Source organism: Secundilactobacillus malefermentans DSM 5705 = KCTC 3548 (assembly GCF_001436395.1).
Lineage (GTDB): Bacteria > Bacillota > Bacilli > Lactobacillales > Lactobacillaceae > Secundilactobacillus > Secundilactobacillus malefermentans.
The window spans coordinates 12,636-33,796 of sequence record NZ_AZGJ01000020.1 but is presented as its reverse complement, the minus strand read 5'-3'; the positions used below and the strand labels follow the sequence as shown (position 1 = coordinate 33,796).

The window sequence follows — 21,161 nt, the reverse complement described above, 5'->3', positions numbered from 1 at the left end:
GTTCAGTTTTCAAAGGTCTACGTCGTGTCCCTCAGGACAACTACTTAAATATATCACTTATTTTTATTCATGTCAACAAGTAACTTGAATAAAAATTCATTTAACATTTCCGGTAATTGTCATTTTCCTTCGCGACAACAATTAATAATTTACCAGTAAATCAGAACTTGGTCAAGTAGTTTCACGCTTTTTTTGAAATTAATTTCATATCCGAACTTTATAAAATGAATATCCCGTTAAGTTCGTCTATTTCCGAATTATAGTTTAAATATGCACTATTTCGTCTGCAAAAAAAGAGCAGCAAATTCAGTCCGAATTTGCCGCTCCCTATTTTAATGGCGTTTCTTCTTCCGTCTTCCTTTTTTTCTAAAGGCAAGTTGCTGCCCTGCTTTACTTTTTTTGGTCTTTCCGGCGTAAAGTTGTTTTCCTTCTTCACCATTTTGAGAAAGATAATATTGCGTGAACGCATTAACTTGGTCACGATTGGTGGTATCAACGCCAGCCTGTTTCATCGCTTGCGTCAAATTCGTATAGAAATTATCGAACTTCTTATCGTAAAGGCTCGTTAATCCATCATGATGCTCTCTAACCCATGCCAGTAATTCTTGATCATTCGTTAAAGCATTCGTTCTGGCCAAATGCTTAATCAACTCACTAAGGCCAAAGGGTACTATTTCAAAAAGGGCACTTGTCTTTTCGTCTTCTTCCAATATAGGAACAAAACGTCTGAACATAACTTCAGCTAGTAACCCTGTATCCCAGGTATCAGGTTCGCGCTTCATCCCCAGAATCATCAGTTCAGAGACTGAATCAACAATGACATCGAAGTAATGTAAATCGGCAGCCGTTAAATTGCTGACGACTGGGACTTTATGTATCTCATCCAGCCAATTATCAACTTCATCACCAACTTGGGCGGGATTGACATCAATATCCTCCGCCACTACTTTAGTCGTATCCGGCTTTTCAGCCTTCTTGCTGGTTTTTGCCGGTTTCTTACTATTAGTTGAACTAAGGTTAAGCATTTCATCACGAGCGCCTTTTGCCGCTTCGATGAACGCCTTACCATCAGTAATAGTAGATTCTGTCTCCGCAAATTTGAAGAAACTGCTTAGGATCGGTGTAACAGCAACGTAAAAGTTATGAGGTTCATTTAGATTTGTAGCGAACTCACCCGTCAGAATTTCAGTAACATCGTTAGGGGTCCATTTCGATAGGGCATGCTCATTGGCAGCCAAGAAAGAAGTTAGCACTCTCTCAGTAAATTTCTGCTGATTGTCAGAAAGTTTTTGATACATGCTACTCTTCTGAAACTTATCGATGATTTCCTTCTGGTTCATGTATTAATCTCCAATCCGATTTGAAAGTACTGCCCCCATTATAGAAAAAAACAGTCTCTTTTTCAAATTACGTTTTATTTCTATAATAATCACTAAAGATTGAGACACAATAAGAGACAATTTTGCCACGATTTTGTATGCTTATCACTTGAATAAGTAGAGAGGGGTCAACTCATGGAGTCAGTCGTAATTCTTAGTGCCGTCCGAACACCAATTGGTAAGCTGGGAGGTGTTCTCTCTGGATTAAATGCCGTCCAGCTTGGTAGCGTTGTGGCAGATGAAGCCATCAAACGCGCAGCTATTTCGCCAACACAAATTGAACAAGTTATTTTTGGTAACGTGTTGCAGGCCGGTTCTGGTCAAAACGTTGCCCGTCAAATTGAACGAGCTGTTAATATTCCAGATACCAGCACCGCCATGACCATCAACCAGGTCTGTGGTTCCGGTCTAAAAGCTGTGCGATTGGGTCAGGCGGCCATTATGATGGGTGATGCCGACGTCGTCTTGGTTGGCGGTACAGAAAGCATGTCTAACGCCCCATTCATCGCCCCGCACGTGCGATTTGGGCATAAGTTTGGGCAAGTTCCCTTCTATGATAGTGCGGAACATGATGGTTTGGAAGATGCATTTTCTAAAAAGCCAATGGGAATCACTGCTGAAAATGTTGCAGACCAATTCCACGTCTCGCGGGAAACTCAGGATGCCTTCTCCCTTCAGTCCCATCAAAAAGCGGTGGCTGCTCGAGATAGCGGCAACTTTAAAGCAGAAATTGTCCCTGTTAAAGTGGGTGATTCCTTCGTACACGACGATGAGGCCATCCGCGATAACACCTCAATGGAAGCTTTAGCTAACTTAAAGCCCGTCTTCAAGGAAAATGGTACCGTCACTGCTGGGAATGCGGCGGGGTTAAATGATGGCGCGAGTGCCCTCATTTTGATGAAGGAGTCCCGTGCCACTGAATTAGGACTCCCCTACCTTGCCAAAATAACGGGCTATGCAGAAGTGGGTATCAACCCCGACATTATGGGTTATGCCCCCTACTACGCCATTACGAAATTAGCCCAAAAAATGAATCATCCGGTAGCGGACTTTAATCGTGTGGAAATTAACGAAGCCTTCGCCTCCCAGAGTGCGGCCGTCATTCGTGATTTGAAATTGGACGCCGCAAAAGTGAACGTCAACGGAGGTGCCATTGCGCTTGGCCATCCGCTTGGCGATTCAGGTGCCCGAATTTTAACCACGCTCATTCATAATCTAATCAATGACAATTTGCAAACCGGTGTTGCGTCCCTTTGCATCGGTGGTGGAATGGGAATTGCGATGGCAATTTCTAGATAAAAAAGATGAGTCACGGCTGATTAAGTCGCGACTCATCTTTTTATTCTTCCGTAAATTTTTGAGTTAAATCAAATGTAATCTGGTCCTCAACCTTTATTTCATCTGGCGTCACGTGGCAACGGTAAGCGACCACCTGAACGCCTGCCTTCATCGCATCCTGAATAGCTGCATATAATTTTGGCGCGCGCTCACGATAAATCGTCATAGTGGAGACGTAATCCATTTGCACAATGAGACAGAGGTAGGCCCCGTAGCCTTCCGTTAATGCATGTATTAACGTATGAACATGCTTGACCGCTCTTGTGGTGGGCGCGTCTGGGAAGGCAGCCAAGCCATTTCCTTCCAAAGTAACACCCTTTACCTCAACAAAGAATGGCTTTCCATCGGCTGATTCACCTTTGAAATCAATCCGGGAATCGAAATATTTTACCTCAGGATGAAAATCCGCCACCTGCTGAATGCCCGGCAAGTGAATCAGAGAAAGATTAACCCCCTCAGCAGTTACCAAATTAGGCGCTTGACTATCAATATTAATCCAGTGTCCGTGCTTATTCACCGCCACCAGGTCCCAATGAGTCACACGTTTGGGCGCATCACTATGGACCAAGGAAATCTGAACACCACTAATTAGAAGTTCCTTATTTCGGCCCGTGTTCTTAATGTGCACCTTGATGAGTTCATCATTTAGGCGGCAAGTTGCCGTAAACCGATTATCTTTTTTAACAAATGTCCCGATTTGGTAGTTATCGTATTTCATGTCAACCGCTCCCATATTGTATTTAGCTCTAGTTTACCCTATTATAGAAACAATTCTACAAAAACAGGAGTGACCATCATGTCAGCAACCTACTTACGTCAAGCAACACAAGCTGATTTACCAAAGATTAGTGCAATTATTGCCGATGCAAAGGCATATCTAAAGGAACAGAAAATTAATCAGTGGCAGGGAAATTATCCGCTGTCCGCCGACTTGGAAACTGATATTCAAAATGGCATTTCATACGTCCTCGTTATTGATGGCGAAGTTGCTGGAACGGCTGCCCTTCATCAGGGAATTGATCCCCACTACTTGGAAATTGAGGACGGTCAGTGGGCGAATGGGCCAGAGGCAAACTATACGGCAATCCACCGAATTGCGTTGTCCGGCAACTTTCGTGGACAACATTTATCTGGAAAACTGATTAGTGGTCTCATCACGATTTCGGGTGTTTTGGGTTATACGGATGTCCGGATCGATACCCACCCTGATAATAAGGGAATGCAACACGTTATTACTTCTAACGGCTTTACCAAACGAGGAATCGTGTATATGGCGGAAGATGATCCCAAACGATTCGCCTACCAACTCCTGATCAATTAACAGCAAAAAAGGTCTAAATCAGAAAATCTGATTTAGACCTTTTTTAGTTTAATATTTCCATGAGATCTTCAACTGCTTTGCCTAAGTTGCGGGTTCCGTTACCAACCGGATAATAGGTTGGGTATACAGGATAGTAGTGATTCGCCACCAATAAATCAAACTTCTTTTGTCTAGTAGTCGAAACACTGAGCGCTTGGCCCAGCAAAATTGAGCTCACCTGATTACCAAATGCAACAATCTTCTTAGGTTGCGTTATCTCAATTTCCTTTAATAAATAGGCCAAATATTGACGATAAATTTTATTAGAAACTGGGGCCGTTCCCGCAAACGTACATTTTGCTAAATTAGTTAAGAAGTAATCGTGCTTGCTCACGTCCTGATAGACTTCTTCAGCAAATTCTGGAGTCCAATCTTTCCCCCGTTTGCTATCAATTTCGTGCCAAACGGTATCGTCCACTAAATCGAGGTCATGAAATAGTCGCCAAATGGGTTTTGTTCCAATCCATGGTGCCCGCCGTCCTTGCCAATCCAAGGCCGTTGACACATTTCTGCCAGTTGGATTCATAAAAACGAACATTGTTTTGGGCTGCTGCGTAGCACCACCACCATACACAGAGTGAAAGTTTTCATCCCCATACATCAACTGCATTTTATCGTACTGGCTATTTAAATCACTAAGCTGCATCATGCTAGTCATCCCTTATTTCAACTAAATCACCGCTCGACAATAAGTATAAATATTTGTGCGTAACGGGGCGCCTCAAAATGTCTCGAAGGGCCTCACCGTACAAATTAACTTGCCCACGATATCGGTCTTCAATCTTCAATAAACTAGCCTCATGATCCTTCATCGATACATAGTCGGTCTTGTAGTCAAACAGGATTACCTCATCATCCAGTGTCACATAGCCATCCATAATCCCGTGAATAAGCACTTTAGCATCCCCATCCACAATCTCATTAAACAGCTTATTAGCTGAAAGTAGGAGTGAAAATGGCTGTTCTCGCTTAACTTCGTCCGGATTTTCCAAAAGGAGCTTCCCTAGCTGACTGTTTTCAAAGAAGTTAAGAATACTCTGTTGGTTAATCTGTGAAGCAACAGATTCGGAAATAACGCCACCTCTAACCAATTGTTGAATTAATTCGGCAATGCGGGCGGACGTAATGGGTTGGGTCAAATCAATTTCTTGAAGCAGCAAGTGGGTTGCCGTACCAATTTCCGTTGGAACTGGTTTTCTTTCCGTTTGCAAAAACTTCGGTCGTCCAAATTCTTTCGAAACATAACGGTTAGCACTACCTGCTTTATCCCAATCTTTACTGAATTGTCCCATTTCCATTGAGTCTGGATCATTAAAGAGGCGCTTAACTTCTGAGACTGACTGATAAGCAGTCGTTCTGGTGGCCACTTGATCCGGATAGCTGAAATTCATAATTTGATCAATTTCATCCACGTTCACATCTGTTAAATCAGCTTCCTTAGATTGTGACTCTAGCTGTTTTAACCATTCCTCACCAGTTAAGGGAGCAGTCTTTGACCCGATTTGCTGAAGATCTGCTGGGGTGACGAATCGAATTGAAAATTTTGTTTCATCCCCGTTTAAGTCTGTAAATAAAGGGTTTCCCTCGGCAACTCGGAGTGCCTGATCAAATTTAGGATGGCGAATCAGGCACATGCCAATCCACGTTAAGTTATTCTTGGCGGCTAGTCGTTGATTCATATCTAGCACCAACTGATTACTTTGCTGTGCATTTTCCCAAGACGTAATCGTCTTTTCGTGATCATCGACCGCACCCACAATGAAAAGCTGCTGCTCTGCTCGCGTTAGGGCAACATATAGCTTTCGCATTTCTTCAGCCAAGCTGGCCTGGCGCGTTGCATCACTCGCCACCATTTTTTGGAGACTATCAAACTTGGCCCGATGCTTTTCGTCAAAGTAGGTGATGCCAATGCCGAGCTTATCATTCAGGACGGCATCGCCCATCGTATCCTGCATATTAAACTTGTGGCTCATGTCCATCAAAAAGACAACCGGGAATTCGAGTCCTTTGCTTCCATGAATGGTCATCACCCGAACCACGTTGTCACTCACCTGAGTTGGTGCCTCGGATAGGTCTTCGTCCTCATTTTGCATCCGCTGAATAAACTGGACAAACTGAAAGAGGCCTTTAAAGTTACTTTGTTCATACACGGCTGCCCGTTCGTATAAGGCATGCAGATTTGCCTGCCGCTGTTTTCCCGCTGGCATCGCCGCAACATAATCTAAGAAGCCCGTTTCCTGGTAAATTCGCCAAATGAGCGTAACCAGTTGATTTTGCTTGGCAACGTTCTTAAACAACTGTAACTGTTCCAAAAAACGCTTAATTTTGGGATAAATAACATCCCCGTACGAATTATCAGATTGGTACGTATCATGAAATCTTAAAACTGCTTGGAAGTAGTCCCCCGTCTTATCGGTAATGCGCAAATAAGCCAACTGATTTTCATCCAACCCAACAATTGGTGACCGTAAAATAGCTACCAGTGGAATGTCCTGATAGGGATTATCGATAATACTTAATAACGCCATCATAATTTGAACTTCAGTCGTCTTAAAGTAATTTTGGGCATCATTAACCAGCACAGGAATATTCAATCTTGAAAAGAGTTCAGTAATGACCAAATTGTTCCCCTTCGTTGGGGTCAGTAACGCAATATCACGATACTCAACAGGTCTTAATTTACCAGTCTCTCGGTCAAATATTGGTGTTTTATTTGCTATCAGCTCTTGAATTCGTTGACCCACCATTGTAATTTGGCCTTCCGCTTTGCCATCAATTTGAAAAGCGTCATCAACTGGTTCTTCATCCGTTGATTCCTCATCCTGATGTTTTTCCTGCTTTTGGCTCTCGTAAATTAAAAGCTCCGTCCCTGGTTGATAATCAGCCGGATAGTAGGTGGCACCATACACGAGCTTTGACGCCCCCGTATAGGTCATTTCTCCTAGTTGCGGATCCATTAACTGCGTAAAAATGAGATTGGTGAAGTCATCGACATTTTTGACAGAGCGAAAGTTTTCTGCAAGTTCAATGTTGGTTCCTTCTTCATCATGTTCCTTAAACCGCTTAAACTTGTTGAGGAATAAGCTCGGATCTGCCAGTCGGAAACGGTAAATCGACTGCTTCACATCGCCCACCATGAATAAATTACCAGGATCATGCTTCGTAATCGTCTGCAGAATTGATTCTTGCAGCTCATTCGTATCCTGATATTCATCAACCATGATTTCCGTGTATTGATTGCGTAATTGCTCGCGAACAGCCCGTCCCTGATCAGTTTCTGACTGCAATATTTCCAATGCAAAATGCTCTAAGTCACTAAAATCAAACACGTGTTGCCGTAGCTTCTCTGTTTGGTATGCCTCACTAAAGGCTTGTACCGTTTTGGCAAGCGTCGAGACAATTTGATGACTTTGCTGCATCACTTCGGTCGTTCGACTTTCATTTAAGGCAAAGTAGGTCGCCTTTAAGTCATCAATTGGTTGCCAAGTTGATTTCCAACTCTCCTGTACGACCTTCTTTTGATCATGCATTTCATCCTTTGTTGAGACTTGTGGTGCCGCTTTTCTTGCTACAAAAAGTGTCTCTATTAACTCATTCCACTTTAAGATTGGTAATTGCGTTTTGACTGACTCAAGTCGTTCAATATCCGCCTGACTACGCTCAACAATTTTTGGATAAGCCATTTCGATGCCAAGTGCAATAACATGTTTAAAACCTTTTATAGCTTCGGTTAAGCGGTCACTCACTAATGGTAAGATCTTCTTTTGATAAATATCACTATCGTTTAATGACCCACCTATATCGTAGGGTTGCGCTAACTGGGCTAACCACTCAGTTGGATTCGGCTTCGAATTTGCGTAAAAATAAACCTTATTAACTAACTCGGTGAGGCCATCATCATTTCTGTCATTTGAAAAGTTAACGGTCAGTTGACGGAATAATCCGTCCTCGTCATTACCGTACAAGTCTTCACGTACATCTTGCCAAACCTGGTCCCGCAGTAAAATGCCCTCAGTTCTATCCGCCAACAGCCTGAAAACAGGATCTAAATTAATAATATAGTAGTAATGCTCAATTAATTGCTGACAAAAAGCATCGAGCGTACTGATATTAGCGACCGGCAATAAACTTAATTGGGTCATTAATCGTTGGCGCTTTTCACCTTCAGCATGATTAATTTCTTTTTCGAGTGATTTTCGAATTCGCTCCTTCATCTCTTTGGCAGCGGCCTTCGTGAAGGTCACAATTAAGAGCTGATCAATGCCAACCCCTTCTTCCGTCACGCGTTTGATCACCCGATCGACCAAGACTCGTGTTTTTCCTGAGCCCGCGGAAGCCGATACAAGCAAATTAGTCTTTCGCGTATCAATCACTTGCTGCTGACTTTTAGTGTAATTTATATCTGCCATCTGCTTAATCAGACTCCTTTCTGAGCGCTGCTAACACGTCCTCATCCGCCATTTTTGTGATTTCATGATACTTATTTTCCGTTAATAATGGATCAAATTGCATAATTGACTTGAAGGGGGAGTACTGTAACGCAGTCCGTTGATTCGTCCATTTGGCCGGATTTAAGTCGGTTTCTCCCTCAAAAATACGCGTTGCGGCGTTTTTAATCAGTTTCTCAGTATGTCGAAGTAAAAGTGTTAAATCGCTCACGCGGATTAGGCGACTATTTGCCATCGCCGCACCATCGGTTTTCTTCTTTCCAAACGGGTAAATTGTGGATTTTCCGTAACCATCCACGCCAATTTTTGAATCCAGCTTATCAATCAGCACTGAATCGTCCACCAAAATTCCCTTGTACTTTTCTTTTGAGAGTAACGCTTCCAAAAAATCATCATCAGACGCTAATTTGAGGATTTCCTTGAAGGCCAGCTTCGGATTACTCAAATGAAGGTACAATGCCCCCGCAATCTGGGCATCTTTGTCGCCGGTAATTGTATCGAGGTTGCGTTTGACCGCATCCAGGTACGTCATCATCTGCATGGTTGTGCCTTGGTAGGCATCACTCAAATTAAAATCGTGATCACTCGATTTATAGTCCACTATTCCAACGTAATTTTTTCCGTCAATCGCCATTTGATCAATTCGGTCAATTTTCCCCCGAACCTCAACTTTACGGTTATTTGGTAGCTCAAACGAGAGTGATTTCATCCCTTGTTCCGCACCAATTCGGCCAAACATCACTTCTGTTTGCGTTGCACGCATGGGCGTTCGTTTACTTTGCTCATGCAGGGTTGCCGCCATTCGCCTAATTGTTTCGACGAGTTGACTCGAAATGTAGCTCATTCGGTTTGAACTTTTTAAAATGGCAAATTGCAGATTTTCAGGATCATTTAAAATTTGATCGACAATTTCGTCCACCATTTCGTTAAGCTGCTGAGAATCTAACGCCGCCAAATCTAACTTTTGCTTGCGAACCATTTTAATGAGATAGTCCATCGCCGCATGGAAAAATTCACCCGTGCTAGCAGGCGATAGTTCAAAGACTGATCGTTCCTGTAGCTTGAGACCATACTTAAGAAAATAAGCGTACTCGTTTGTGTAAAATTCCTCTAATTTAGAAATAGAAGTGAATATTGTTTGCCCATATAGAGCGGAAACAATGTCTGGGGCCAAAGACTTCGGCACATTGTGGTAAGTCATGCCCCCTAATAACTGAGCCGTCATGTCCCGATAGTGATCATCATTCGTCAGTGTTTGATAGACATATTGCCAAGCTGGCGCCAACGGTTCTTCTTGCGTTCGACTGGCATCACTAACTTGCACTAAGTGTCGTAGCGTTGCCCGTTTTGCCCCCAAATAGTGCCAAATTTCATTCTGCTTGGGATCTGGTACCGCCGCATGATCCTGTATCGAAATGTTGAAGTGTTTCGCAATGCGGCTGACATAGGGACTCATTTGGCGTGCTTCGTCCTCATCCCCATTCAATGAGTATGTGAAAACGAGCCGTTCACTAGCAGAACTGAATGCCAAATAGTTTAAAAATGGTTCATTTTTTAATGAGGTGGAATTTGTGTCGCTTAAATATTTATCGTCCGGCAGGGTCATCTTTTCTCGATCCTGATCAGATAGGAGGCGGTTTGAAACGGTTGTGTCAGGCATCACATCGTCTGTTGACCCAATCATAAAGGTCACTTTCCGATTATTCATTTGCACCATTCCACTTTCAGATAGGATAACTTGATCCAACGTCGATGGAATCTGCGCAAATGCCGCACCCTCAAAACCAGCTTGTAACAGCGCCAAAAATTCGTCTAAATCAAACTCACGATCCCCCAGAATTTCGACATATTCATCCAACATATCGCAAAGTGCATCCCAAGTTTGCTCTGGTTGGTCTGCCGAAACTAGGTCGCCTTGATCAATAAATGTATCCCGCCATGAAATTAGCTGGGTTTCAACTCCCGTATCCTCTAAAAATTGATACAAAATTTTTGCCGCTTCTTGACCCGTTTGGGCGGCCTTAATCTTCTTGAAAAAGGGTGGTAAAGTTTCTTTCACAAATCGCCGAATTTGATTAATTTGGGTCGCAATTTCTTCATTTTTCGTTGTCTCAACGCCGCCATCACCAGGTTCAAACTTGGCATATTGCCAATCGTCCTCCTGTAGCCAGCGTCGACCTTCATATCCGGTTTTTAATACCCAGTTTTCTGCTAGCGCTAATGACCGCCGAAATTCATCAATCGGCATAAAGTGGTCTTCTTGGTCCTTTGGAATAAGTAATTCTGTTTTCAAAAGGCGCATGAGATCCTTGTATCGATAGTAATGCCGGTTCACTTCAAAGAGGGCCGTTATCAGCTCCACAAATGGATGATTGGTCATCGCCAGTTGATTGTCATTAAAATAGGGAATTTCTTGCGCACTAAAAATAGGCGCCAGCACGTTCTGATATCGATCTAATTTTCTCGATAAAATCAAGAAATCACTGTATCGATACCCTTTTGTCGCCACTAACCGCCGAATTTCGGCAGCAATTTGGGCAACTTCTGAATAACGATTATTCGCCTGCACAATCTCAATTGAGCTTGAACTTTCAAAAGGTACTGCTGGTGCGATTTTTTGTGAATTAGAGGATGCTATCCAATAATTTTCGACCTGTTGTAAGTCGGGACAAATCCGCGAAATTTTCGCAACTTTATCCGTCATGACTTGCACCTGTTCAGCGCGCGCCAATCCGACTAGTTGATGGTACGTCTTTTTGGACTGAAAAAAGAGTCCCTGACCGTGACCATCTTCCCGAATGGCAGGCTGATCGAGTACTAAGCTCACCTCAAGGCTCGCAGCAGACCCCATCATTTGTTGCAACAACTTAATCTCTTGCGCTGAAAATTGAGAAAACCCATCAATGTAAAAGTGAGCCTGGCTCAAATCTGCCGACTTTAAAAAATCGGCCAACGCATTCAAAATATCCGTATTTTCAATATACTTGTCCCGCATTGCGGCATCAAAAGCTTGATAAACGATCGTTAAGTCATGCAGTTTAGCATCTAAATCGGCACTTTGACCCGTTACCTGGCCAGCTACTTGTTGTAAATCTTCATCGGTGACTCGGCCAATCTTCAATTCAGAAAGTTGATTGGCTAATTTGGAAATAAATCCCGGTCGCGTTGCTTCGCCTTTGAACAAAACGAGGTCATCCGCATGGTCGACGATTGATTGATACACAATCATGTTTAAACCAGCACTAGAAATTCTAGGAATTTGGTAGTATGGCGTATTTTTCATGAAATACCAAGCTAAACGGGGAAACGAGAAAACCTGGACCTGACTTTGCGCATACTGATCCACCGCACCAGTCTGGCGAGCCAAATTCTCCAAGGTAGCTACCTCAGATTCAAATTTGATATGGTTAGGAACGATGTAATAAAATTGGTCAGATGGCTGTTTCTCCAACGTTTCGTATAAATCTTTCAGTAAAACCTGACGATGATCACAGCTTGCTTTTCCAATTATGAGTTGCAATGTCATTTTCGTTATTCCCCTTTCAATCGCGCACTTAATCTTCTTATTATTGTACTGGTTTTTTTACGTAAATACTAGCAAACTTGAACACATGTTCTATTACTAATTACGAAATTGCTTTCGCTTTTTATCTGGCAAAAGGGTTAGAATATAATTAAACATATCTCATTTCGTTCAGGAGGACTTTTATGAATAAGGATCAAAAAATTACTATTCTACAAGACTTAATCAAAATTGATTCAGAAAATGATCACGAGGCCAAAGTTGCGCACTATTTGCAAGAATTGCTTAAACAGCACGGCATCGTTTCGCACATTAGTGACTATGCACCTGATCGCGCAAACCTCATCGCCGAAATTGGGGATCCCACTAGCGATAAAGTCCTTGCGCTGGCTGGTCATTTGGACACCGTTTCCGTCGGAGATGAGAGTCTCTGGACGTACCCACCCCTATCCGCTGAAATTCACGATGGCAGCATTTACGGAAGAGGTAGCGCCGATATGAAGAGTGGCCTGGCAGCCATGATTATTGCCATCATTGAACTAAGTGAAGCAAACGTTCCATTAAAGGGACGCGTTCGATTCATCGGAACCGTTGGTGAGGAAAATGGGGCCATGGGCTCTCGCGACCTCACTAAAGATGGCATCGCTGATGATTTAAGCGGCATGATTTTAGGTGAACCAACTGGCGGAAATGTCGTGTACGGTCATAACGGCTCATTCAATTACACCATTACCTCTACTGGTCTTAGTGTACACAGTTCGATGCCACAGGATGGCGTCAACGCACTGACTAACCTCGTCAAATTCGTCAATGCCGAATCTACTGCATTTGATGACGTCAAACCAAGTCCTGAACTCGGCCCATTGGTGCACAGCGTCACCATGTTTCATAGTGGCGACCAGGTCAACAGCATCCCCGGTAGCGCCGTTCTCCAAGGAAACATTCGCCCAATTCCCGAATTTGATAACCAACACGTCATCGATCGACTAAACGAAGTCGTTGCCAAATTGAATCAAGAAGATAAAGTTGACCTCGACTTCAAAGTGAATTACAGCTTTAAACCCGTCATTTCCGATCCTAACTCTAAATTTGTCACACAGATTAAGCAGATTGCCGATGACGCTTTAGGGAAACCAAGTCAACTGACCGTGATTCATGGCGCCACCGATGCTTCCGAGTATACGAAGTCGGCTAATCAATTTCCGCTCGTTGTTCTTGGGTCAGGTGGCTGGGATCAAGCTCACCGAACAGATGAACACGTCGAAATCGAAAATTATTTAGCAGTCAATCAAATATATAAAAACATGGTGAAATCATTTTTAAGCTAAAATAAATACCGACCCGCAAAAAATTGCGGATCGGTATTTTTAGTTTTTAATCAGCTTCACTAGCCAGTGACTCGCTACCACCAATATTGCCATTCCAATCAACAATAGAAATGTCGTTCCTAGTGGGCTAGCAACCTGTTGCAGTGCATAGTAACCCCAAACGCCTATTAACCACAATCCTAAGTTCCAAAGCTTTGGCAGACTTTGTTTTGTGATGAAAAAGGTCACAAATACGATTGCGTACAATGGCGTAAAAACTGACCCAATGAAGTAAAGAAAGTTTTGATAGAACGTCATCGAGACCACCAACGCAATTAATAACCCAACGATTGTCACGCCAACCCCAATAAAGTTCGTTTTTTTACTGTGAAAAAGATTATCGATATTGGTGGCCGCTGAGTAGGCATCCATGAACGTCGTTGTGACCGTTGAAAAGATCACAATGAATAATGCCACTAATCCTAAGCCACTCGCGGTTAGCAAGCTGGCAATATCAGTCATCCCCGTTCGAGTCACAATCAGTAACCCCGTCATGAACATAAATAAACTGCCAACAAAATACCCTAAAGCACTGGTCAACGCAATCTGTAGCGGCCGTTTCGTTGTTCGCGTGTAATCACCAATAAGTGGTAACCAGGATAACGCCATTGTGACGTTGAGCTCGACCGCACCACCAAACGTCATTCCCCCCGTCGCCACCTGATGACTGGCAACTGGGGCTTTGAAGATTTCAAAAAGCATCAGTAGCGCTCCTAAAAATAGCAGGCCAACCACAAAATTATTTATTCTGAAAAGAAGTTTTGTATCCAACAGTAGCCAGATAATGATTAGCACCGCCACAATGGCGCTCATGACCCAAGTACTCTGAAAGCCAAATAATCGCCTTGAAACACTATTCATTGCCTGGGCAGCATTCACAATCATCACGGCCGTCCATCCCAGAAGTTGCAACGCATTTATCAGTGAAAAGCCCCACACACCCTGCTTGCCAAAAGTCGATTCCGTGGACTGAATGGCGGTTTGGTGCTGAACGGCGCCTATGTATCCCGCTGGCAGTAAGAACAAAAAACAACCAATCAAATGACCCACTATAATTGCGAGCGTTCCTTTTGCTAATCCAAGCGGGGCAATGAGCGTCCCCGTGACGATTTCTGCAATCGAGATTGCAGCGCCCATCCAGAGTAAAAATTGACTCCTTAACGCCTTATACATTTATTAATTCCCTCCTTACGCCCGGTTCATCGCTGAAACGGTCCGTTTAAGATCATCACTCTGCGCAATCATTGAAATAACGGCCGATCCTGCAGCACCCGTTTTGATAATTGGGGTCAACGATGCTTCGGTAATACCACCAATTGCCACAACTGGCCGCGTGGCTGCGGTCACCAATTTGGCCAACCCTGCAATTCCAATGACCGGATCCGCATCCGCCTTGGAGCCCGTTTCAAAAATGGGACCACTCCCATAGTAAGCAATTCCAGCAATTTCATTTGCCCGGTTGATTTCAGTTAAATTCGAGCAGGAATATCCCACAAACATCTTGGATCCCACCTGCTGAATCACACGCTGAATTTGCTCGTCAGACTGTCCCACGTGAACCCCATCGGCGCCAACTGCCAGTGCTAATTCAACATCATCATCCACGACAAATGGCACCTCAGCGTCCCGACACATTTTGCGGATTTGGCCAGCAACGACTAACCTTTGGCTGGGTGTCAAAGTCGACCCAGCGCCCTTATCCCGAAATTGGAACATCGTTATTCCCGCATCAATCGCCTGCTTCACAATCGTCACAAAATCACCATGCACATCTTGTGAGCCACAAACAAAGTAAGCTTTTAACTGCTCTGGCTTAAACTGAATTCCCATTAGTCTACCACCTTTCGATAGGCCCAATGGTTGAGTGGGCCGTGTCCATTTCCAACCTGAATCCCATCCGCAATTGCGGCCTCAACGTATTTTTTGGCAATTCTGATGGCCTGCTCCATCGACTGACCCTTTGCCAACTCAGATGTGATACAAGACGACAAAGTGTCGCCCGTTCCGTGAGTTCGAATCGTGTCCACTCGCGGTGCAGAGACCCAGAATGTTTTCCCAGATTCCAAACGTGTCAAATCACTGACTTCATCTTCATCCCCATGGCCACCCTTAATCAGGACGTTTTTAGCCCCCATCTCTTGCAGCTTTCGGGCCGCCTGCTCCATATCCGCTTTTGAGTTAATTTTCATGTCCGTTAGACGTTCTGCTTCCGGTAAATTTGGCGTAATCAAGGTTGCCAGTGGAACTAATTCATCCCGGACAACTTGAATTGCATCGTCCGCTAATAAGGCAGCACCGCCCTTTGCAATCATCACTGGGTCGACAATTAGGGGACCAAAATCACCTTTTTTCAAATTAGTCACAACAATTCGCACGTGTTCCGCATCCGCTAGCATGCCCGTTTTGCACGCCCGAATCTTCAAATCAGCTGCAATGGACGCAAACTGTTCATCAATGATTTTTTCTGGAAGGGCCATGAAATCCTGCACCCCCAGCGTATTTTGTGCGGTCACCGCAACAATCACTGCTGCAGCAAACGTGTGGCGTTCCTGCATCGTTTTAATGTCCGCCATGACGCCCGCACCACCGCCAGAATCCGTTCCAGCGATGGTTAAGGTTTGTGGAAACTCATTTATTTCACTCATTATTGTTGAACTCCTTCTATTTAAATTTCGCAATTTTCTCAATATCTGCTTCAGTCACTAAATGGAGTTTGTCCATCAACTTCATTGAAAAGGTTCCTGGCAATTCAGCTCCCAGTTCCTCGGCCACTAATTGGCCGCTTGCTGCAAAGACCAGGCATGCCGTTTGAGCAGCTTCAAAATCATCACCATCCGCCACGGCATCAAAGACTCCCACGATGCTTGAAAGCATGTCGCCTGATCCCACGTGTAGTTGGAATAGGGGGGTCCCATTTTCAACCTTTACCACGTTCTTGCCATCCGAAATAACATCGGTTGGGCCACTTAAAATAACAACACAGTGGTATCGACTCGCTGCCGCCTTTGCAATCTCCACGAGGTCGCCGCTTCCTTCACCAGCGTCGATTCCCTTGGCTGCCCAGTCTACCTCTGCGAGTGCTGCAATTTCGCCAGCGTTACCCCGAATGACTGACACTTGAAAATCAGTCAGCAGTCGTTGGGCCACTTCCAATCGATACTTCACTGCCCCAACTGCGACCGGATCAAGGATGACCGGTTTGCCATATTCATTTGCCAAACGCCCCATTTTTCGGATGTGGGCGACTTGGGCTTCCGTAAACGCACCCAAATTAAGGGCAACCGCACGACTCATTTGTACCATGGCTTCAGTTTCAGCTATTTCCTCGGACATGATGGGTGAGCCCCCGATGGCATTGATGCCGTTTGCCACATCTTGTACCGTGACAAAGTTCGAAATATTGAGGACGATGGGATTTTGTTGTCGTAACTTAGTTAATAGTGAAAGTTTCATTTATTTTCTCCTTTTTCAACACAAAAATGGACCGCCACCCTTACACATAGGATGACGGTCCTCACTTCTTTACCGACTGATAACACGTTCCTACGCAAGTGTGAACTTACAGGTTCAAAGGGATCGTTGCGTGCAGCAACATCTCAGCCCACTAATGGACACCCCTCGTGTTGTTTATGGTTCAATCATACTGATATTCAAAGGTTGAGTCAATGAGAAAGTAAACGGATACAATTAAAAAAATCAGAGCCAGCTAAGCCCTGATTAATCTACCATTCTCATTTACTTTCGATAATCACCATACCCAAAATACTGATAACCATGTTTCAAATTTCCGTTAAACTGCTTATCAAGTGAAACAAAAACGTAGCCTTTAGCTCGCAATCGTTTGATAATGCTTGGGACCGCCGCCACCGAAGTTGCATGAATATCATGCATCAAAATGATGGAACGCCCATGAGTGGTTGCAACGACATGGTTAGCTGTTCTTGCCGCATTGAGATAGGACCAATCTAATGAATCAACGTTCCATTGAATAATTGGACGGTTGAACGCTTTAATTTCAGCGTGCGTAATTGACCCATATGGTGGACGAATGTACTTCGGCTTAGTCTTCGTTGCCTTGTAGATGACCTTATCCGTTCGACTAATTTGACTCTTGGCACTTCTCATTGACATGCCTGCCAAATCGGGATGATTCCACGAATGATTCCCAATTGTGTGGCCATACTTGAGGACCAAACGGCTGGTTGCCGGATGCGCCTTCACATTATAGCCAACTTCAAAGAATGTCGCCGGAACGTTGTACTTCTTCAAGATTTTTAGAAGTCTCGGTGTCAATGTTGGGCTTGGCCCATCATCAAACGTCAAACTGACATACTTTTTTGTGTTTCCGACAGTTGTGTGAGCAAAGCCCTGATTAATTTCGACTGGTGCTGGTGTCGTCGCTGCAGAAGCTTGCTGCTGTCCCCCTAGAAAAAGTCCCCCAGAAACGGCGGCAACCATAATGAATCCCCGATTCACATTTTTAAATAGGTTGCTATGAAGCATCATTGATTTTTTCATTTTGGATCTCCCCTTCCAAAACGTGACCAACTTGCCGCTAACAATAATATTAAGCTTGATTTTCTGCTAATTTATTCTCTTTCAAAACATCATTCGTACACTTTTCCAAATCTTTCAAAACACCCGAATCAGTCGGATTATTAGCCGCTGCATTCTCAGCCAATGCCCATTTTGCAAGTGTGTCGGTAATGGGAACGATATCCTGCGCAATTGCCATGCTTGCTTCATCATGATGCTGCTCTTTAATCGTTTGGAAACTATCGTAATCCGTGATGAGTCGCAGGGCCTCGCTAGTCTGATTCTCAACTGATTCAAAAATAATGAAATGAGAGCGCTGATTTGCTTCCATCATATTCTGTTTAACGACATCTAATTGTTCTCGATTAACTTTGATAGCCAACTGCGAATCACCTCCATTTCTCATCTATATTTTAACAGCCTTTTCTCTAAATAGGACTAAGAATGACTCTCATTTTCGTACCTGACCATTTCCGTAAATAATGTACTTTATCGAGGTCAATTCGTTCAGCCCCATGGGACCACGCGCATGTAATTTTTGCGTGCTAATCCCAATTTCAGCACCAAACCCAAATTCAAAACCATCCGTAAATCGTGTTGACGCATTAATGTAAACACAGGCCGCGTCAATTTGTTGCAAAAAGGTTTGGCCATTTTGATAATTGTTCGTGATGATTGCCTCTGAATGCTTCGTATTGTAGCGATTAATATGGGCAATTGCTTCATCCTCTGAGTCAACCACCTTCACTGCCATAATCAGGTCGTTATACTCAGTCGACCAATCTTCCTCATCCGCCTTAATCATGTTGGGAACAATGCTGCAAGCACGATCATCACCGCGCAACTGCACATCCTTTTCAGCTAAAGCAGCCGCAATCTTTGGCAAATAGTTCTGTGCAACAGCCGAATGAATGACTAATTTTTCAGCAGAATTACAAACGGAGGGGCGTTGAACCTTTGCGTTGACGGTAATATCAATCGCCATTTGCAAATCAGCATCTGAATCCACGTAAATGTGGCAGTTTCCCGCACCAGTTTCGATGACGGGAACCTTTGCCGTCTCAACGACGTGCTGGATCAACCGTTGACTACCACGTGGGATTAACACGTTGATATAGCCAACTAACTGCATCATTTCATTGGCAGATTCGTGAGTCGTATCCGTCACCATTTGAATGGCGTTAGCGTCAACCTGTTGTTCCTCCAAGGCACTTCGCAAGGCATTGCTGACCGCAATATTGGTTTGAATTGCTTCCTTGCCACCGCGAAGCATCACGGCGTTACCACTTTTAAAACACAACGCTGCGGCATCGGCTGTGACGTTTGGCCGCGCTTCAAAAATAATCCCAATCACGCCTAAAGGAACCCGCTGCTTACCAATTAATAGGCCAGCCTCATTTCGCCACATTTTATCAACGTTGCCGATTGGATCATCAAGATGGGCAACCTGGCGCATGCCAGCAGCCATATCCGCAAGTCGATCCGCCGTTAACGTTAAGCGATCAATAAAGCTCTGCTTTAACTGGGTTGCTTCAGCGAGATCTCGTGCATTTGCCGCTAAAATTTCAGTTTGATGAGCGATTAGGCTCGTTGCCATTGCTTCTAGTAACTCATTCTTTTTTGCTGTAGCCAATTGGGCCAGTTGACTTGCCGCTGTTTGGGCTTGTTTACCAAGTACCGTTAATTTATTTGCTTCCATGACTAGAAAACTCCTTTCGTTGAAGGGGGTTAAACCACGTTCCAACCGGAATACCGGCTAAAATATCAAATATAATTTTAGGTTCTCGACCGTTTGCGAGCACCATTTGGCGGTTCTCGTTCATGAGTCGTTCGGCAGCCTTCAGCTTTGTAAACATACCGCCTGTGCCATATTCACTGCCCTTACCACCCGCAACCTCAAAGGTGGCAGGTGTGATTTGATCAACCTCAGAAATGAGTGCTGCATCCGGACTTTTAAGGGGATTCATATTGTAAAAACCATCAATATCCGACAGCATAATCAGCAAATCTGCGTTTGTTCGACTCGCCACAATCGCTGATAGTTGATCGTTATCCCCAAATCGCGTTTTATGGTCAAGTTCATCAACGGCCACCGAATCATTTTCATTAACGATTGGAATCACGTTGCGTTGAAGCAGTTTCTCAAATGTGTTTAGCACATTCTGCCGACTTTTCGGATAATCAAAAACGTCATGCGTCAACAACAATTGACCAATTTGCTGACCATAGTGTTCAAAGCGTTGATTAAAAATCATGATGAGCTTGCTTTGACCAATGGATGCCAAGGCCTGCTGTGCTGAAATACTGGTTGGCCGTTCCGTCAAATTTAGTTGATTTAACCCAACGCCAATTGCGCCAGAGGAAACCAAAATCACCTGTTTTCCTTGATTACAAAGCGCACTCAACACAAAAGCAAGCTGGTCAATTGTCTTTAAATTTAATTTGCCATCGGGGTAAATCAAGCTGCTCGTTCCAATCTTGACCACAATCCGATTCGCATTAATTTGGCGTTTGGCGTTCCCCACTTGCATCTTGATTTCCCCTTTTTCCTAATTAGTTTTTAATAGTTTATCAGATAATAGCGTAAAAAGGCTTTCATAGCAAGCTATATCCCTATTTTTCAATGATACCAATTGACTGATTAACGTGTGCTGCATTTGAAATCTCGTCAACCACTATTGTGGCCAGTGTTTCACATGAAACATTTCCAAATGGAATCTGGTTTCCTTCATTATAAATGGTGAAATCTGTCTTTGGTCCGTCAATCACATTTCCCACTCGCAAAATGGTGTACGGAATTTCTGCCTCATCAATCATTTTGATGGCATAACGCTGTTGATCCAGAAACTTCTCTTTATCCTGAATACCCGTATATTGAGCTGAATTTGTTAGCTCTCCATCAATTCCCGAAACTGATCGGAAAATGAACCGAGCACTGTTATTTTCTTGTTGGCGCATGGCCTCAGTGACCGCCTCAATATTCCAGTCAACATCCATCCCCGTAAAGTCCGAATAGATGATGTCCGCATTCTTTACCGCATCCATATAGGCAGCCGCCTTGTGTGGATCACCTGTCGACCACAGCCTTAAATTATATTGGTCCTGGCCTTGAAGCTGAGCCGCCACTAGCTTAGCTACCGGTTGAGCTGCTCCTAATATCAAAATTGTTTTCAAATCAATTGCCTCGTCATATGATTATGTTTTTATACC

At 43.9% G+C, this 21,161-nt stretch carries 17 protein-coding genes and 1 riboswitch; of the genes, 3 read left to right on the top strand and 14 right to left on the bottom strand.

Annotated elements, in window-relative coordinates:
- Positions 1–332: 332 nt before the first annotated feature.
- On the bottom strand, positions 333–1,340 hold the full coding sequence (locus FD44_RS05245) for a hypothetical protein (protein WP_010618971.1): 1,008 nt from the start codon (positions 1,338–1,340) through the stop codon (positions 333–335).
- 174 nt (positions 1,341–1,514) lie between these two features.
- Between FD44_RS05245 and FD44_RS05240 the strand changes: the two genes are divergently transcribed.
- Entirely contained in the window at positions 1,515–2,678 is a 1,164-nt protein-coding gene (locus FD44_RS05240; protein WP_010618972.1) for an acetyl-CoA C-acetyltransferase, read from the top strand.
- Positions 2,679–2,718: 40 nt separating this feature from the next.
- On the opposite strand, the gene sfsA is transcribed toward FD44_RS05240, so the two are convergent.
- Positions 2,719–3,435, bottom strand: a complete 717-nt coding sequence (gene sfsA, locus FD44_RS05235) for a DNA/RNA nuclease SfsA (RefSeq protein WP_029327467.1) — start codon at positions 3,433–3,435, stop codon at positions 2,719–2,721.
- 78 nt (positions 3,436–3,513) lie between these two features.
- On the opposite strand from sfsA, the gene FD44_RS05230 reads away from it, so the two are divergent.
- Positions 3,514–4,038, top strand: a complete 525-nt coding sequence (locus FD44_RS05230; RefSeq protein WP_010618974.1) for a GNAT family N-acetyltransferase — start codon at positions 3,514–3,516, stop codon at positions 4,036–4,038.
- 43 nt (positions 4,039–4,081) lie between these two features.
- Here the strand turns inward: FD44_RS05230 and FD44_RS05225 are convergent, their stop codons facing one another.
- Genes FD44_RS05225 through addB form a run of 3 tightly spaced genes read right to left on the bottom strand, consistent with a single transcriptional unit; the run spans position 4,082 to position 12,051 of the window.
- On the bottom strand, positions 4,082–4,726 hold the full coding sequence (locus tag FD44_RS05225) for a uracil-DNA glycosylase family protein (protein ID WP_029327468.1): 645 nt from the start codon (positions 4,724–4,726) through the stop codon (positions 4,082–4,084).
- Between the two features lies 1 nt (position 4,727).
- On the bottom strand, positions 4,728–8,486 hold the full coding sequence (addA, locus tag FD44_RS05220) for a helicase-exonuclease AddAB subunit AddA (RefSeq protein WP_010618976.1): 3,759 nt from the start codon (positions 8,484–8,486) through the stop codon (positions 4,728–4,730).
- A 4-nt stretch (positions 8,487–8,490) separates the two neighbouring features.
- Entirely contained in the window at positions 8,491–12,051 is a 3,561-nt protein-coding gene (gene addB, locus FD44_RS05215) for a helicase-exonuclease AddAB subunit AddB (protein ID WP_010618977.1), read from the bottom strand.
- Positions 12,052–12,233: 182 nt separating this feature from the next.
- Here addB and FD44_RS05210 point away from each other — a divergent pair, with 182 nt between their 5' ends.
- Positions 12,234–13,376, top strand: coding sequence for an ArgE/DapE family deacylase (locus tag FD44_RS05210; RefSeq protein ID WP_010618978.1), 1,143 nt, complete (start codon positions 12,234–12,236; stop codon positions 13,374–13,376).
- A gap of 39 nt (positions 13,377–13,415) precedes the next feature.
- Here the strand turns inward: FD44_RS05210 and cytX are convergent, their stop codons facing one another.
- The 9 genes from cytX to FD44_RS05165 form a co-directional block, all read right to left on the bottom strand.
- The gene (gene cytX / locus FD44_RS05205; protein ID WP_010618979.1) at positions 13,416–14,588 is read right to left on the bottom strand and encodes a putative hydroxymethylpyrimidine transporter CytX; all 1,173 of its coding nucleotides are present in this window, start codon (positions 14,586–14,588) and stop codon (positions 13,416–13,418) included.
- 15 nt (positions 14,589–14,603) lie between these two features.
- Positions 14,604–15,245 (bottom strand): thiamine phosphate synthase, encoded by a 642-nt coding sequence (gene thiE / locus FD44_RS05200; RefSeq protein ID WP_010618980.1) that lies wholly within the window; start codon positions 15,243–15,245, stop codon positions 14,604–14,606.
- Complete coding sequence (gene thiD, locus FD44_RS05195; protein ID WP_010618981.1) at positions 15,245–16,060, bottom strand: bifunctional hydroxymethylpyrimidine kinase/phosphomethylpyrimidine kinase; 816 nt, start codon at positions 16,058–16,060, stop codon at positions 15,245–15,247. The genes thiE and thiD overlap by 1 nt, the downstream gene beginning before the upstream one ends.
- A gap of 16 nt (positions 16,061–16,076) precedes the next feature.
- Complete coding sequence (gene thiM / locus FD44_RS05190) at positions 16,077–16,868, bottom strand: hydroxyethylthiazole kinase (protein ID WP_010618982.1); 792 nt, start codon at positions 16,866–16,868, stop codon at positions 16,077–16,079.
- Between the two features lie 70 nt (positions 16,869–16,938).
- Positions 16,939–17,044: riboswitch (TPP riboswitch) on the bottom strand.
- A gap of 106 nt (positions 17,045–17,150) precedes the next feature.
- Positions 17,151–17,933, bottom strand: coding sequence for a polysaccharide deacetylase family protein (locus FD44_RS05185; RefSeq protein WP_010618983.1), 783 nt, complete (start codon positions 17,931–17,933; stop codon positions 17,151–17,153).
- Positions 17,934–17,982: 49 nt separating this feature from the next.
- Complete coding sequence (locus FD44_RS05180; RefSeq protein WP_010618984.1) at positions 17,983–18,333, bottom strand: hypothetical protein; 351 nt, start codon at positions 18,331–18,333, stop codon at positions 17,983–17,985.
- A gap of 69 nt (positions 18,334–18,402) precedes the next feature.
- The gene (locus FD44_RS05175; RefSeq protein ID WP_010618985.1) at positions 18,403–19,650 is read right to left on the bottom strand and encodes a glutamate-5-semialdehyde dehydrogenase; all 1,248 of its coding nucleotides are present in this window, start codon (positions 19,648–19,650) and stop codon (positions 18,403–18,405) included.
- Positions 19,637–20,482: a glutamate 5-kinase gene (gene proB, locus FD44_RS05170; RefSeq protein WP_010618986.1), complete on the bottom strand. Its 846-nt coding sequence runs from the start codon at positions 20,480–20,482 to the stop codon at positions 19,637–19,639. Before proB ends, FD44_RS05175 begins: the two co-directional genes overlap by 14 nt.
- An 82-nt stretch (positions 20,483–20,564) precedes the next feature.
- Positions 20,565–21,125, bottom strand: a complete 561-nt coding sequence (locus tag FD44_RS05165; RefSeq protein ID WP_010618987.1) for an NAD(P)H-binding protein — start codon at positions 21,123–21,125, stop codon at positions 20,565–20,567.
- Positions 21,126–21,161: the final 36 nt, after the last annotated feature.

Excerpts from the sequence above, each read along its gene's own strand:
- FD44_RS05245 (WP_010618971.1), bottom strand. The coding sequence starts at position 1,340 with ATGAACCAGAAGGAAATCATCGATAAGTTTCAGAAGAGTAGCATGTAT.
- FD44_RS05240 (WP_010618972.1), top strand. The coding sequence starts at position 1,515 with ATGGAGTCAGTCGTAATTCTTAGTGCCGTCCGAACACCAATTGGTAAG.
- sfsA (WP_029327467.1), bottom strand. The coding sequence starts at position 3,435 with ATGAAATACGATAACTACCAAATCGGGACATTTGTTAAAAAAGATAAT.
- FD44_RS05230 (WP_010618974.1), top strand. The coding sequence starts at position 3,514 with ATGTCAGCAACCTACTTACGTCAAGCAACACAAGCTGATTTACCAAAG.
- FD44_RS05225 (WP_029327468.1), bottom strand. The coding sequence starts at position 4,726 with ATGATGCAGCTTAGTGATTTAAATAGCCAGTACGATAAAATGCAGTTG.
- addA (WP_010618976.1), bottom strand. The coding sequence starts at position 8,486 with ATGGCAGATATAAATTACACTAAAAGTCAGCAGCAAGTGATTGATACG.
- addB (WP_010618977.1), bottom strand. The coding sequence starts at position 12,051 with ATGACATTGCAACTCATAATTGGAAAAGCAAGCTGTGATCATCGTCAG.
- FD44_RS05210 (WP_010618978.1), top strand. The coding sequence starts at position 12,234 with ATGAATAAGGATCAAAAAATTACTATTCTACAAGACTTAATCAAAATT.
- cytX (WP_010618979.1), bottom strand. The coding sequence starts at position 14,588 with ATGTATAAGGCGTTAAGGAGTCAATTTTTACTCTGGATGGGCGCTGCA.
- thiE (WP_010618980.1), bottom strand. The coding sequence starts at position 15,245 with ATGGGAATTCAGTTTAAGCCAGAGCAGTTAAAAGCTTACTTTGTTTGT.
- thiD (WP_010618981.1), bottom strand. The coding sequence starts at position 16,060 with ATGAGTGAAATAAATGAGTTTCCACAAACCTTAACCATCGCTGGAACG.
- thiM (WP_010618982.1), bottom strand. The coding sequence starts at position 16,868 with ATGAAACTTTCACTATTAACTAAGTTACGACAACAAAATCCCATCGTC.
- FD44_RS05185 (WP_010618983.1), bottom strand. The coding sequence starts at position 17,933 with ATGAAAAAATCAATGATGCTTCATAGCAACCTATTTAAAAATGTGAAT.
- FD44_RS05175 (WP_010618985.1), bottom strand. The coding sequence starts at position 19,650 with ATGGAAGCAAATAAATTAACGGTACTTGGTAAACAAGCCCAAACAGCG.
- proB (WP_010618986.1), bottom strand. The coding sequence starts at position 20,482 with ATGCAAGTGGGGAACGCCAAACGCCAAATTAATGCGAATCGGATTGTG.